This window comes from Sphingomonas silueang (assembly GCF_040049155.1).
Taxonomy (GTDB): domain Bacteria; phylum Pseudomonadota; class Alphaproteobacteria; order Sphingomonadales; family Sphingomonadaceae; genus Sphingomonas; species Sphingomonas silueang.
Genome location: NZ_JBDZDK010000007.1, coordinates 20120 through 34077, shown reverse-complemented (window position 1 = coordinate 34077; position 13958 = coordinate 20120). Strand labels below are relative to the sequence as shown.

Genomic DNA, 13958 nt, shown 5'->3' with positions numbered 1-13958 from the left:
GTCATTGCAGTGGAGCGAATGTCGCGTTATTTGTCCGAGTATAACGAAGCCCATAAGGGCTCGCGTACAGGGAGGGGTTCATGGTCGGCAAAGTCGCCATTCTGGCATCCGTATCGTCGCTGTCGCTGCTGTGGGCGGCACCGGCCGTCGCACAGAGCAACGTGCCCGAGGGAATCGGCGCACCGCTCGGCACGCCGACCGACGCGGCGGAACAGCCGTCGAGCGGCACGCCCGCGCGCGGCGATGCGACGCAGGACGCGGCGGAGGACGAGATCGTCGTCACCGGCGTGCGCGCGTCGATCCTGGGCGCGCTGAACGTCAAGCGCAACGCGACGCAGGTGGTCGATTCGATCGTCGCCGAGGACGTCGGCAAGCTGCCCGACAACAACGTCATCGAGGCATTGCAGCGCGTCACCGGCATCCAGGTGACGAACCGCGCAGGGGGCGAGGCGGCGGCGATCTCGATCCGCGGCCTGCCCGATGCGCTGACCACGATGAACGGGCGCAACATCTTCACCGCTTCGGGACAGGCGTTCGCGCTGGCCGACATTCCGGCCAACCTCGTCAAGCGGATCGACGTGTACAAGACCCGCGCCGCCGACCAGATCGAGACCGGCATCGCCGGGCAGATCGACGTGTTCACCCGGCGGCCGTTCGATTTCAAGGGCTTCGCCATCTCGGGCGTCGCGCGCGGCATCTACAACGAACAGGCCGACACGTTTAACCCCAACGTCTCCGGCCTCATCAGCAATCGCTGGGAAACCGGGATCGGCGATATCGGCGTGCTGGTGAGCGGCAGCTATGCCCGCACCAAATACCGCGACATGAGCGTGACGGCGGGCGCGATGGTGCCGTTCGTCACCGAAAACCCGCCGCCGGGCTTCGTGCCCCTGCAGCGCGTGTTCCCCGAAACGGGCGCATGGCAGCCGGGTACCGAGCGCGGCCTGCCGACCGCGCCGGGCTCTACCTTCCTGCTCGGCGGGCGGCAGGTGCCCTATTACCTCTCGCGCGACGCGGTGTTCAGCCCCGACGTGGCGGGCACCCGCGAACGCCCGGCGGTGAGCGCGGCGGTGCAATGGTCGCCCAGCAGCGATGCGACCTATACCGCCGAATTCTTCTGGAACCAGTTCAAGGCGACGACGCAGAACAGCCTGTTCTTCAGCTTCGTCGACTGGTGGGGCGGCCTCGGCAGCAATCCGCGGTCGACGATCGAGCTGTATCCCGACAGCAACATCATCAAGGCGCGCTCGGTCGCCGACGTGTTCGGCTTCAACAGCGGCGACTATACCCGCTCGCAGACCGACAGCTTCGTCTATGCGCTGAACGGCGACTGGAAGGTCGGCGACAATGCGCGGATCACCGCCGATCTGTCGTACCAGAACAGCCGGTTCGACACGCAATTCCTCGCGATGCGGCTGAACCGCGTGGCGAAGCGGATCGACGTCGACTTCAACACCCGCGACGGCATCCCGTCGTACAATTTCGACAACAACGCGCTGCTGACCGACCCGACCCAGTGGGACGTGGGCGAGTTCTACGACAATGCCAACCGGTCGAAGGGCGATGCGATCACCCTGCACCTCGACGGCGAGAACCGCTGGGACTCGGGCTTCCTGCGCCGGGTGAAGGCGGGCATCCGCATCGACGATCGCAATGCGGTCGATTCGGTGCGCACGCAGGACGCGGGCGCGCTGGGGCGCAAGTTCTCGACGCTCGATCCGGGGCTGCAACTGGTCAACAAGGACTTCTTCCAGGGGCGCGCCAGCGTGCCGACGTCGTGGCTGGTGCCGAACGGCACCTATATCTATGAAAACGTCGATGCGATCCGGCAGCTCTACAAGAGCAGCGTCGCGCCCAATTTCCGCCTGTCGAACCAGCTGACGCTGACCGACGTGTTCGACATCAACGAGATCACCATGACCGCCTATGCGATGGCGGACGGCGAGTTCGACCTGTTCGGGCGGCCGTTCCGGATCGAGGCGGGTGTGCGCTATGTCGATGTCGACACCGACTTCGTGTTCACCGACCGCTACAGCGGCACCGTGACCCGCGCGTCGAACGGCACCAGCCGCTTCCTGCCCAGCGCCACGCTGCGCTACGACCTCGCCGACAATCTGCGGCTGCGCTTCAACTATGGCGAGACGCTGCGCCGCCCGGCGTTCGCCGACCTCAACCCCAATTTCAACCTGGTGGGCGACCTGACCAGCATCGGGCGCGGCAGCGGCGGATCGGGCAATCCCAATCTGCGCCCGACCACCGCGCGCAACTTCGACCTGTCGGCCGAATGGTATTTCGAGCGCAACAGCGCGATCTACGCCACCGCCTTCCGCCGCGAGATCGACGGGCTGGTCGTGCCGATCACCTCGGTGCTGACCATTCCCAACACCGGGCTGAACACCAACGTCTTCGCCGTCACCCGCCCGGAGAACGCATCGAACGGGGTGCTCAAGGGCGTCGAGCTGGGGCTGACCTACTTCCCGACCTATCTCCCCTCGATCCTCGACGGCTTCGGGTTCCAGGGCAGCCTGACGCTGCTCGATTCCAACCAGAACATCCCGCTGACCAATTCGGCGGGGGTCGTGACCGGCGAGACGCAGTCGGCGTTCTTCGGCGTATCCGACCTGTCGTACAACGCCACCCTCGCCTATGAGAAGGGAGGCCTCGGCGCGCGCCTCTCCTATGTCTGGCGCAAGGAGTTCCTCGGCAACAACGAGGCGCGGCTGTTCGCCAATCCGATCGGCGTGTGGCGGCGCCCGGAGAGCAGCCTCGATTTCCAGCTGACCTATGGCGTCACCGACCGGCTGGGGCTGACGATCGACGCGGTCAACCTGACCAACCAGACGCAGCAGAACTATTACCGCTTCGAGGATGCGGGCGGGCCGGACCGGTTCAACCTCGGCACGACGCTGCTGGCGCGGACCTTCGCGGTCGGCCTGCGCTTCTCGCTCGACTGACGGCACGGGCGCGCGCCGCCCGTCCCCCCGCCCTGCTGCATCCCCCGCAAGTTTTCGGAGTCCTCTCCATGATCCGGTCCACGCTTCCGCTCGCCGCCCTCGTCCTCCTCCTCGCCGGGTGCAACGGCATCTCGGGCGGGGAGACGAGCGGCAACATCTCCGCCCCCGTCGTCCGCCCCGCCCCCACGCCGACCCCGACGCCCACCGCCACCGCGACCCCGGTCGGCCTCGCGCTCACCGGCGACACGATGCCGGTGCACGATCCGGCGATCATCAAGGACGGCAATACCTATTACCTGTTCGCCACCGGCGCGGTGGGGGATCGCGAAGGGCTGCTCGCCACGCGCACCTCGACCGACCTGACGGCGTGGACGTGGCGCGGGGCGGCCTATACCGCGCTGCCCGCATGGGCGACGACGGCGGTGCCCGGCACCACCGGCATCTGGGCTCCAGACATCGTCAAGCGTGGCGGCGAATATCGCCTCTATTATTCGGTCTCCACCTTCGGGAAGAACCAGTCGGCGATCGGGCTGACCACCAACAACGCGCTGAACCTGAACGCGCCCGCCGCCGGATGGACCGACAAGGGCGCGGTGATCCAGTCGCAGACGACCGACAATTTCAACGCGATCGACCCCGCCGTCTTCACCGATGCCGACGGGCGCGAATGGATGGCGTTCGGCAGCTTCTGGACCGGCATCAAGATGGTCCGGCTGGACCCCGCCACCGGCCTGCGCCTCGCCAGCGACCGGACGATCTATCCGCTGGCCACCCGCCCCGCCCCCGGCGCGATCGAGGCGCCGTTCGTGATCCGGCGCGGCGATTATTATTATCTGTTCGCCTCGTTCGACGAATGCTGCAAGGGCGCGGACAGCACCTACAACACGGTCGTCGGCCGGTCGAAGACCGTGACCGGGCCGTATCTCGACAAGGCGGGCACCTCGATGCTCGACGGTGGCGGCACGACCGTGCTGGCATCGGGGCGCGGCACCGGCGCACGCTATGTCGGGCGCGGCCATGTCGCGGTGTTGCAGGAGGCGACGGGCGATCATATCGTCTATCACGCCTATGACACGCAGCGGAACGGTGCGCCGACGCTGCAGATCCAGAAGCTGAACTGGGATGCCGACGGCTGGCCGGTGGCGCAGTAACATGCGCCGGTGGCTGCTCGCCCCGCTCCTGCTGCTGCTGACGGCGGCACAGGCCCCGGTGGCCGGGGGCGACATCCGCCCGGTCCATGACCCGGTCCTGATCCGGCAGGGGGAGGACTGGCACGTCTTCTCCACCGGGATCGGCGGGCAGGGACAAGGGCTGATCGCCGCGCACACCTCGCGCGATCTGGTCCACTGGCGCGCGGGCACCCCGCCGTTCAGCGCGCTGCCGGACTGGGCCGTAAAGGCGATTCCGGGTGCGAAGAACCTGTGGGCGCCCGACATCGCGTTCGTGAACGGGCGCTACCGCCTCTATTATTCGGTATCGACCTTCGGGTCGAACCGGTCGGCGATCGGCCTCGCCACCAGCGCCACGCTCGATCCCGCCGCCCCGGGGTATGGCTGGCGCGACGAGGGGATGGTGCTCCAGTCGCGGCGGGGCGACGACTATAACGCGATCGACCCGGCGTTCACGATTGATGCGCAGGGCCGCCACTGGCTGTCGTTCGGCAGCTTCTGGAGCGGGATCAAGCTGGTCGAGCTGGACCCGGCCACCGGCAAGCCGCTGCGCCCGGATGCCAGGCCGCTGGCGATCGCAGCGCGCCCGGTGCCCGCCGGCGCCCCCTCGGCGATCGAGGCGCCGTATATCTTCGCGCATGGCGGCTGGTACTGGCTGATCGCCAGCTACGACTATTGCTGCAAGGGGGTGAACAGCACCTACTATACCGTAGTCGGCCGGGCGAAGGCGATCACCGGCCCCTATCTGGGCAAGGACGGCAGCGCGATGCTGGCGGCCGGGGGCACGATGCTGCTGCGCGCCGATCTGGAGGAACAGGGGCGGTATCGCGGCCCCGGCCATGCCGGGCAGTATCGTGGGGCCGACGGCGTCGACCGGCTCGTCTATCACGCATATGACAAGGAAAACGCCGGCGCGCCGACGCTCCGCATCGCGACCCTGCACTGGGGTGCGGACGGATGGCCGGTCGCACGGCCGCAAGGAGAGTGAGCATGACCCCGACCCTTACCCGCCGCCTGATGCTGGGCGGCATGGCCGCAAGCGCCGCGCTGCCCGCCCTCGCGCAGCGCCGTTCGCCGCGCATCGTCAACCCGCTGGTGAAGAACCGCGCCGATGCGCAGGTCTTCCGCCACACCGACGGCTGGTATTATCTGACCGGATCGGTGCCGGAATATGACCGGCTGGTGCTGCGCCGGTCGCGCACCATCGCCGGGCTGACGACCGCGCCCGAAAAGATATTGTGGCGGCACGAGGCCAGGGGGCCGATGTCCGGCTTCCTGTGGGCGCCCGAACTGCACCGGATCGACGGCAAATGGATCATGTATTTCGCCGCCGGTCCCAGCGGCGGCGGCGAGGACGTGTTCCGCATCCGCACCTATGCGGTGGTGTGCGACGGCCCCGATCCGATGACCGGCAACTGGAGCGTGCTGGGGCAGCTCCAGACGCCGTGGGACAGCTTCAATCTCGATTCGACCAGCTTCGTCCATCGCGGCACCCGCTATCTGGCATGGGCGCAGCGCGAGCCGGGGATCGAGACGAACTCGAACCTCTATCTTGCCCCGCTGGCGACCCCGCTGACGCTGGCGGCGAAGCCTGCCCGGCTGACCGTCCCGACGCTGCCGTGGGAGGTGCGCGGGTACAAGGTGGCGGAGGCTCCGGCGCTGCTGGCGCGCAACGGGCGGCTGTTCATGACCTATTCGGCGAGCGCCACCGATGCGCGCTACTGCCTCGGCATGCTGACCGCGCGCGACGATGCCGACATCATGGACCCTGCGGCATGGACCAAGTCGCCGGTGCCGGTGATGAAGACCTCGGTCGAGCACAGGATCTACGGCCCCGGCCACAACAGCTTCACCGTGGACGAGCGCGGGCGCGACATGCTGGTGTTCCATGCGCGCGATTACGAAAAGATCACCGGCGACCCGCTGTTCGATCCCAACCGGCACACGCGCGTCCAGCCGATCCGCTATGACAAGGCGGGGGTGCCGCAGTTCGACCCGCCGGTCGCGAACGGGCCTCTGCCCGCCTGACCGCATGACCTTCGACTGCGACGTGGAGGAAGCCGCTCCCCTCCCTTGTCAGGGAGGGGAGAAGCCCCTCAGAACGCCTCCACCGGCAGTGCCATGGTCGATCGCTTGCCCGCCTTGATGACGAGGAACATCGCGGTCGCCTGCGGCAGGATGCGGTCGAAGAAGAAGCCCGCCGTCGCCAGCTTCGCCTGATAGAAAGGCGCGTCACCACCCCCTTCGTCGAGCCGCGCGCGGGCGATCAGCGCCGCCTTCAGGAAGCAATGCCCCATGCCGACGAGGCCGAGCATCCGCAGATAGTCGGTCGCGGCGGCCCCGGCTTCCTCGGCATCCTTCAGCGCCTTCGCCGCGATCGTGCCGGTGGTGAGCTGCAATGCGCCGAACGCCTGCGCCAGCCCCGCCCGCCATGCCGCGATCGCCGGATCGGTGACGCCAGCCGTTTCCTCGATCTGCCCCGATACCGCGTGGAAGAAGGGGCGGAGGTAACGGCCCATATGCGCCCCCATCTTGCGCCCGACCAGATCGAGCGCCTGCACCCCGTTGGTACCTTCGTAGATTTGGGTAATGCGCGCGTCGCGGACGAATTGTTCGACGCCGCTCTCGCGGATATAGCCGTGGCCGCCGTACACCTGCACCGCAAGATTCGCCGCGTCGGAGGCGAGGTCGGTGAACAGCGCCTTCACCACCGGGGTCATCAGCGCGACGAAATCGGCGGCGCGGCGGCGCTGTTCGGGCGTTTCGGCATGGGCTTCCGCGTCGAGCGCGCGCGACACCCATTGGCCGAGCGCGCGGCACCCCTCGGCATAGGCGCGCATCGTCATCAGCATCCGCCGCACGTCGGGATGGACGATGATCGGGTCCGCGGCCTGCGCCGGGGCCTTGGCGCCCGACAGCGCGCGGCCCTGCGTGCGGTCCTTCGCATAGGCGACGGCGGACTGGTACGCGATCTCGTTCACCCCCAGCCCCTGGATGCCGACCGAGACGCGCTCGGCGTTCATCATCGTGAACATCGCCGCCAGCCCCTTGTTGGGCTCGCCGACCAGCCAGCCGGTCGCATCCTCGAACGCCATCTGGCAGGTGGCCGAGGCGCGGATGCCCATCTTGTGCTCGATGCCGGTCGCGGCCACGCCGTTGCGCGCGCCGGGATTGCCGTCGGCATCGGGCAGGAACTTCGGCACGAGGAACAGGCTGATCCCCTTCACCCCCGCCGGGGCATCGGGCAGCCGCGCGAGGACGAGGTGGACGATGTTGTCGGTGAGGTCGTGCTCGCCCGCCGAGATGAAGATCTTGGCCCCGGTGATGCCGTAGCTGCCGTCGCCGCGCGGCACCGCGCGGGTGCGCAGCAGCCCGAGGTCGGTGCCGCAATGCGCCTCGGTCAGGCACATCGTCCCCGACCATTCGCCCGACACCATCTTGGGCAGATAGGCGCGCTTCAATTCGTCGGAGGCATGTTCGGCGATGGCGGTGGTGCCGCCGTGAGTCAGGCCGGGATAGAGGCTGAACGAGAGGTTGGCGGCGCAGGCCATTTCCTCGACCAGCTTGTTGATCGTCTCGGGCAGCCCCTGCCCGCCCCATTCGGGCGAGGAGGCGAGCGCGGCCCAGCCGCCGTCGCAGAACTGGCGATAGGCGGCGGGGAACCCCGCCGGGGTCCGCACCGCGCCGTTCTCGAAGCTGCACCCCTCCTGATCGCCGCTGGCGTTGAGCGGCAGCAGCACCTCCTCGGCCAGCTTGGCGGCTTCACCCAGGATCGCGTCGTACAGTTCGGCATCGAATTCGGCGAAGGCGGGCAGCGGGCCGAACGGGTCTTCGGCGAACAGTTCGTGCAGGACGAACCGCATGTCGCGCAGCGGCGCGCGATAGACTTGTGCCATGGAACGTGCCCCTTGTCAGTTGCGCAGCGGCTTGCCGGTGTCGAGCAGATGCTCGATCCGGGCCTGGGTGCGCGGGTCCTTCATGCTGGTCAGGAATTCGCGGCGTTCGATCTTCAGCAGATCGTCCTCGCTGACGGTATCGACCGGATCGGCATCGCCGCCGGTCAGCACCTGCGCCAGTCGCGCGGCGACCACCGTGTCGTACGGCGTGGCAACCCCCTTGGCATGGAAGCCCTTCACCACATCGGCGATGGCGATGCGCCCGCTTTCGCCGGGCAGGCGGTACACCGGCTTTTCGGGCGGCGCGTACCCGTCGACCAGCGCCAGCGCCTTCGCCTTGGCATCGGCCAGCAGCCGGTCGCGGTTCATCGTGATCCCGTCGCCGGGCCGCAGGAACAGCAGCTCGCGCGCCTCCGCCGCCGACCTGGAAACCTTCGCGGTCGAGATCGTCTCGAACGCCCTGGCCACGGCGGGCATCGGGCCGCGCGGCATGCCGCGCGTGCGGGCGATGCGGTCGAGCATCTCGCCGTTGCCGCCCCAGCCGGGCATCAGCCCCGCGCCGGTCTCCACGAGGCCGATGTACGTCTCGGCATGCGCCTGGATCGCATCGGCGTGCAGGCTGATCTCGCAACCCCCGCCCAGCGCCATGCCCGCGGGTGCGGCGACCACCGGGAAGGGGGCGTATTTCAGCGCCTTGAACGCCGCCTGCCCGCCCGCGATCAGCTTCTCGATCTCGCTCCATGCCGCGATGTTGACCGCGAACATGGCGAGGCCGAGGTTCGCGCCGACCGAGAAATTCGCGGCATCGGTATAGATGACCAGCGCCTTGAACCGCGCCTTGACCAGCGGGATCGCCTTGCCGATCAGCTCGATCACCTTGTCGTCGAGCGCGTTCATCTTGCCCGCGAACTCGAGAGCCGCCACCCCGTCGCCCACGTCCCACAGCGCCGCCGATCCGTTGCGCAGCAGCGGTTCGCTCCTGAGCTTCACATCCTCCAGCAGCAGCACGCCGTCGGCGCGGACGACATCGGCATAGTCGCCGCCGAGCGTCAGATATTGCCGCCGACCCTGCTCGACCCGATAGAAGCTGCGATCGCCGACCGTATCGAGGATCGCGGGCACCGCCTGCCCCTCCGCCCGCAGCCGCGCCGCGAGTTTGGCGGGGCCGATCCGGTCGATCAGCTCGAACGGGCCGTATTTCCAGTTGTAGCCGAGCTTCATCGCATCATCGATCGCGACGATATCGTCGGCTACCTCGCCGACCAGCGCGGCGGCATAGCGCAGCACCGGCCCCAGGATCGCCCAGGCATAGGCCCCGGCCTTGCCCGGCAGGTCGATCAGCGCAGCGACGTCCTTCTCGGCGGCGGACGGCAGCTTCGGCGGCGTGACGGCGGGACGATAGTCGCCCGTCGTCAGGTCGATCGCGTATTTGGTTCGCGTCGCCTTGTCGAAACGGTAGAATCCGCCCTTGCCCTTGCGGCCGGTGAACCCTTCCGCGATCATCCGGTCGACCAGCGGCAGCGGGCGCACCGTGTCGAAATAGGCATCGCCCGGCGGCAGCGTGGCGGTAAGGCTCTTCGACAGCAGCGGCATCAGGTCGATGCCGACAAGGTCGATCAGGCCGAAGATGCCGGTTTTGGGCACGCCCATCGGCTTGCCGCCGATCTGGTCGGCCTCCTCGACCGTGAGGCCCTGATCGATCGCGGCATTGATCGCGACCGCCAGCCAGTAGGTGCCGATGCGGTTGGCGATGAACCCTGGCGTGTCCTTCGCCCGTACGATCCGCTTGCCGAGCATCCGGTCGACGAAATCCTCGACCTTCCCCGCCACCGCCGGATCGGTCGCGCTCCCGCGCACGATCTCGATCAGCCGCATGTAGCGCGGCGGATTGAAGAAATGGGTGATGAGGAAATCGGCCTTGAAGGCGTCCGAGCGCCCCGCGACGAGATGGTCGAGCGGGATGGTGGAGGTGTTGGACGACACCGCCGTGCCGGGGCGCTTCAGCGCCTCGATCCGGGCATAGAGCGCCTGTTTCACGTCGAGCCGCTCGACCACCGCCTCGACGATCCAGTCGCATTCGGCGATGCGCTCCAGATGATCGTCGATGTTGCCGGTTTCGACCAGCTTCGCCGCCGCCTTCGACATGAAGGGGGCGGGATCGGTCTTGAGCATCCGCGCGACCGCGCCCTTCGCCACCGCGTCGCGATCGGCAGCACCGGCGGGCACGATATCGAGCAGCAGCACCGGCACCCCGGCGTTGGCGACATGCGCGGCGATCCCCGCGCCCATCACGCCTGCGCCGATCACGCAGACCTTGTTGATCGCCTCGGCCATCACACCCGCTCCAGCACGGTGGCGATGCCCTGCCCGCCGCCGATGCACTGGGTCGCCAGCGCATAGCGCCCGCCCTCGCGCGCGAGCAGCGCCGCCGCCTTGCCGACGATGCGCGCGCCGGTCGCGCCCAGCGGATGGCCGATCGCGATCGCGCCGCCGTCGACGTTCACCGTCTCGGGCTTGAGACCAAGGTCGCGGATGCAGGCGATCGCCTGGCTTGCGAACGCCTCGTTGATCTCGACGATATCGAGGTCGGCGACCGTGATCCCGGCGCGCTCCAGCGCCTTGCGCGACGCGCCGATCGGCCCCAGCCCCATCGTCTCCGGCTCACAGCCCGAGATGGCGACCGCCTTGATCCGGGCAAGGATCGGCAGCCCGTGCGCCTGCGCGAACGCCTCCGACGTCACCAGCACCGCGCTGGCGCCGTCGGTCAACGGCGAGGAGGTGCCCGCCGTGACCGATCCGTCCTGACGGAAGGCGGGCTTCAGCCCGGCCAGTGCCTCGGCGGTGGTATCGGGGCGCAGCGTCCCGTCCTCGGCGACTGCGCCGGCCCTGGTGGCGATGGGCACGATCTCGTCGGCCAGGCGGCCGTCGGCGCGCGCCGCCGCCGCCTTGTGCTGGCTGTCCGCCGCGAACGCATCCTGTTCGCCGCGGGTGATCTGGTAGCGGGTGGCGACATTCTCGGCGGTGTCGCCCATGCCCATGTACGCGCCGGGCTTCTTCGCGGCGAGCGCGGGGCTCGGCATCGGGTTGTAGCCGCCCATCGGCACCCGGCTCATCGATTCGATGCCCGCACAGATGAAGGCGTCGCCCGCGCCGATCGCGATCTGTCCGGCGGCGATGTGGATCGCGCTCATCGACGATCCGCAGAAACGGTTGACGGTCATGCCGCCGACCGACAGCGGCAGGTCGGCAAGCAGCCCGATCAACCGCGCGACGTTCATCCCCTGCTCGCCCTCCGGAAAGGCGCAGCCGAGCACGATATCCTCGACCAGCGCGGGATCGACGCCGGTCCGGTCGATCAGCGCACGGATGACCTGCGCGGCGAGGTCGTCGGGCCGGACCCGCGCCAGCGCGCCCTTGCCCGCGAAATGGAACGGCGAGCGGGCATATCCCGCGATCACGGCCTGCATCGAAGCAATCCCTCCAATATCCGGCCTGCCCGACGGCAGTGCCCTGTCTACCCTATAGGGTATATATCTAACCTATAGGACATATGCTAGGCATGCAAGCGGGATGGCCCCTGGGAGGCGGAACTTGGCGGCGGACGACGGCGAACTGACGGGAATCCATGCGGTGGCGGAGCGGCTGGGCGTGACGCCGCGCACGCTCAGGCTCTACGAGGATCGCGGGCTGATCCAGCCGGTGCGGATCGGCAACAACCGTGCCTATGGCCGCCGCGACATCGCCCGGGTGCAGCTGATCCTGCGCGGCAAGCGGCTGGGCTTCACCCTGCGCGAGATCCAGGAGTTTCTCGACCTGTACGATGCCGAGCCCGGACAGGCCGAGCAGATGCGCCGCCTGGCCGAGCGTTGCCGCGAGCGGATCGAGGAACTGACGGTGCAGCGCCGGGTGCTGGACGAGACGCTGGCGGAGCTGGAGGAGATCGAACGCTCGGCGCTGGCGCGGCTGGGGTAGGGTGCGCAGCCCGGACCGGTGGCCGGGTCACGGCTCGCGGCGGATCGGGTAGGTGCGGGCATCGAGGCTCGGCAGGCGTTCGGCGAACCAGGCGAGCCGGGCCGACGCATCGGCGGCGAACGCGGCATCGGCGGCGAGCTTCGCCGCGAAGGCGGCGCGCAGCACCGGATCGGCGGCAAGCATCGCATCGGCGAGCGGCGCCAGCACGAACGCCTCGGCCACCGGCGCCTTCGCCATCGCCTCCGGAAAGAAGCCCCAGGCGAGGAACGAATCCTGGCTCTCGGGTTCGAGCAGCGCGGCGGCGAGCAGGCCGAGCGGCTGATCGGCGGGCACGCGCAGGCTGCCCGCGGGCATGACCTCGTGCACCGGCGCGTGGGCGATGCCTGCCTTGACCGGCACCCTGCCCTCGATCGGCGGCATCAGCTTCGGATCGATCAGCGTGCCGGCGTCCAGCGTCATCGCGCACGGCATATCGATCGTCTCGAAGCGGATGCCGTGCAGCCGCAGCCGGTCGATCACCTCGGTCTGGGACGGCGGCACCCACCATGCCCGGGGCAGGCGCACGGTTTCCGTCGCCGCCTGTCCGATGATCGGCATGCGCCAGCGGACCGGCGTCCCCAGCCAGCGCTGCTCCATCCGCCCCGTCGCGGGCGAGCGATACCAGTCGAACGCGACGCCCCGGAAATCCTCGATCCAGCCGATCGGCTGCACGGCGGGCTGCCAGCGGGTCAGGAGCGTGGCGGGGCGGCTCGCCCGGTCGGCGGCCTTGGCGGCGGCGATCCGCGCCGCATCCCGCCCGGCGACCTTCAGCGCCGCGGCGAGCAGCACATAGGTTCCGAGCACGCGCTGCCGATAGGGCTTGAGCATGTGATTCTCGACCAGCACGGTCGGCATGCCGATGAAGTCGCCATAGCCGGTCGAATAGCGCGGCCCCTCCGGGCTGTAGCGGATACCCCGGGTCGGTTCGCGCGGGTCGATCGGGCTGGGATAGATGGCCGGTGCGTGGCCCGCCGCGGTCAGCGCGTCGGACACCGCCGGGCCGAAGCGCCGCTGGAGCCAGTCCGCGGTCGCCCGGTGGCGCGCATATCTCCCCCATCCGGCATAGGTGAAGGTGATGTCGTACCCCATGTCGAAGCCTTCGCTGACATGGCAGTCGATGTAGAGGATCGGATCGAGCGACCGGATCAGCGCGATCATCGCGCGCGTCTCGGGTGCGTCCGCCTTGGCATAGTCGCGGTTGAGGTCGACGTTGCGCGCATTGGCGTCGGTGCCCTTGCTCGCCGGACCGCGGAGGTGGACGAAATGATAGGCGCTCGTCCGCTCGTGTCCGTCGACGTTGTAGATCGGCACGAACACCAGATCGACCCGGTCGAGCAGATCGTCCCTGCCGCGCAGGGCGATGTCGCGCAGCAGCATGAGCCCGGCATCCTTGCCGTCGATCTCGCCCGCATGGATGCCCGCCTGGACCAGTACCACCGGCTTTCCACCGGCGCCCTTGCGCGCACGCACCATCAGCAGCTCGCGTCCCTCGCCGCTCCGGCCGAAGCGCTCCAGCGTCAGCAACGGCGATGCGGCGACCAGCCGTTCCAGCCACGCGCGCGTTTCGGCATAGCCTGGCGTCGTGGCGAAGTTCGCGCGCTCGGCAGGCGTGATCCACGGATCGTCCGCCGCCGCGACCAGCCGCTCGCTCGCGCCCGACCACGGCAGCGCGGGCGGCAGTATCGACAGGGGATCGACGGACTGCGCACCGGCGGGCGTAGCGGACAGCATCAGCCCGGCGGCGATCCCTGCCGCCAGCGGACCCAGCCGCCGCGCGGTCGCACGATGCCGGACGGCACGGACGGGTTGCACTATATGTGATAACATGTCTTTTGCCTTGCATGATGTATTGCACCACAGCAAGCGCGATCGGCGGCGCGCGCCCGCGGCGCCCGAGGTCGGCAACGCTGCCGCCGTGGGACGGACGT

The 13958-nt window shown here is 68.8% G+C and carries 8 protein-coding genes and 1 pseudogene; 5 read left to right on the top strand and 4 right to left on the bottom strand.

The window, feature by feature from the left end:
• Positions 1 to 80: 80 nt before the first annotated feature.
• The 4 genes and pseudogenes from ABLE43_RS08950 to ABLE43_RS08935 form a co-directional block, all read left to right on the top strand.
• Entirely contained in the window at positions 81 to 2954 is a 2874-nt protein-coding gene (locus ABLE43_RS08950) for a TonB-dependent receptor (RefSeq protein ID WP_348978148.1), read from the top strand.
• Between the two features lie 68 nt (positions 2955 to 3022).
• Positions 3023 to 4105, top strand: a complete 1083-nt coding sequence (locus tag ABLE43_RS08945) for an arabinan endo-1,5-alpha-L-arabinosidase (protein ID WP_348978147.1) — start codon at positions 3023 to 3025, stop codon at positions 4103 to 4105.
• Position 4106: 1 nt separating this feature from the next.
• Entirely contained in the window at positions 4107 to 5111 is a 1005-nt protein-coding gene (locus ABLE43_RS08940) for an arabinan endo-1,5-alpha-L-arabinosidase (RefSeq protein WP_348978146.1), read from the top strand.
• Positions 5112 to 5113: 2 nt separating this feature from the next.
• Positions 5114 to 6145: pseudogene (locus ABLE43_RS08935) on the top strand (glycoside hydrolase family 43 protein); the annotation flags it as partial.
• Between the two features lie 74 nt (positions 6146 to 6219).
• Here the strand turns inward: ABLE43_RS08935 and ABLE43_RS08930 are convergent.
• Genes ABLE43_RS08930 through ABLE43_RS08920 form a run of 3 tightly spaced genes read right to left on the bottom strand, consistent with a single transcriptional unit; the run spans position 6220 to position 11486 of the window.
• Positions 6220 to 8019 carry an acyl-CoA dehydrogenase C-terminal domain-containing protein gene (locus ABLE43_RS08930; protein WP_348978145.1) on the bottom strand — a complete coding sequence of 600 codons (1800 nt, stop codon included), beginning with the start codon at positions 8017 to 8019 and terminating at the stop codon, positions 6220 to 6222.
• Between the two features lie 15 nt (positions 8020 to 8034).
• A complete protein-coding gene (locus tag ABLE43_RS08925; RefSeq protein WP_348978144.1) occupies positions 8035 to 10353 on the bottom strand; it encodes a 3-hydroxyacyl-CoA dehydrogenase/enoyl-CoA hydratase family protein in 2319 nt (772 codons plus the stop codon).
• Positions 10353 to 11486, bottom strand: a complete 1134-nt coding sequence (locus ABLE43_RS08920; protein ID WP_348978143.1) for a thiolase family protein — start codon at positions 11484 to 11486, stop codon at positions 10353 to 10355. Before ABLE43_RS08920 ends, ABLE43_RS08925 begins: the two co-directional genes overlap by 1 nt.
• Positions 11487 to 11589: 103 nt before the next feature.
• Between ABLE43_RS08920 and ABLE43_RS08915 the strand changes: the two genes are divergently transcribed.
• The gene (locus ABLE43_RS08915; protein ID WP_425475245.1) at positions 11590 to 11991 is read left to right on the top strand and encodes a MerR family transcriptional regulator; all 402 of its coding nucleotides are present in this window, start codon (positions 11590 to 11592) and stop codon (positions 11989 to 11991) included.
• Between the two features lie 27 nt (positions 11992 to 12018).
• Here ABLE43_RS08915 and ABLE43_RS08910 read toward each other — a convergent pair whose 3' ends face one another.
• Complete coding sequence (locus ABLE43_RS08910; protein ID WP_425475244.1) at positions 12019 to 13857, bottom strand: M14 family metallopeptidase; 1839 nt, start codon at positions 13855 to 13857, stop codon at positions 12019 to 12021.
• Positions 13858 to 13958 lie beyond the last annotated feature (101 nt).

What these genes read in the sequence shown, in the direction of transcription:
- ABLE43_RS08950 (WP_348978148.1), top strand. Translation starts at nt 81, where the DNA reads ATGGTCGGCAAAGTCGCCATTCTGGCATCCGTATCGTCGCTGTCGCTG.
- ABLE43_RS08945 (WP_348978147.1), top strand. Translation starts at nt 3,023, where the DNA reads ATGATCCGGTCCACGCTTCCGCTCGCCGCCCTCGTCCTCCTCCTCGCC.
- ABLE43_RS08940 (WP_348978146.1), top strand. Translation starts at nt 4,107, where the DNA reads ATGCGCCGGTGGCTGCTCGCCCCGCTCCTGCTGCTGCTGACGGCGGCA.
- ABLE43_RS08930 (WP_348978145.1), bottom strand. Translation starts at nt 8,019, where the DNA reads ATGGCACAAGTCTATCGCGCGCCGCTGCGCGACATGCGGTTCGTCCTG.
- ABLE43_RS08925 (WP_348978144.1), bottom strand. Translation starts at nt 10,353, where the DNA reads ATGGCCGAGGCGATCAACAAGGTCTGCGTGATCGGCGCAGGCGTGATG.
- ABLE43_RS08920 (WP_348978143.1), bottom strand. Translation starts at nt 11,486, where the DNA reads ATGCAGGCCGTGATCGCGGGATATGCCCGCTCGCCGTTCCATTTCGCG.
- ABLE43_RS08915 (WP_425475245.1), top strand. Translation starts at nt 11,590, where the DNA reads ATGGCCCCTGGGAGGCGGAACTTGGCGGCGGACGACGGCGAACTGACG.
- ABLE43_RS08910 (WP_425475244.1), bottom strand. Translation starts at nt 13,857, where the DNA reads ATGTTATCACATATAGTGCAACCCGTCCGTGCCGTCCGGCATCGTGCG.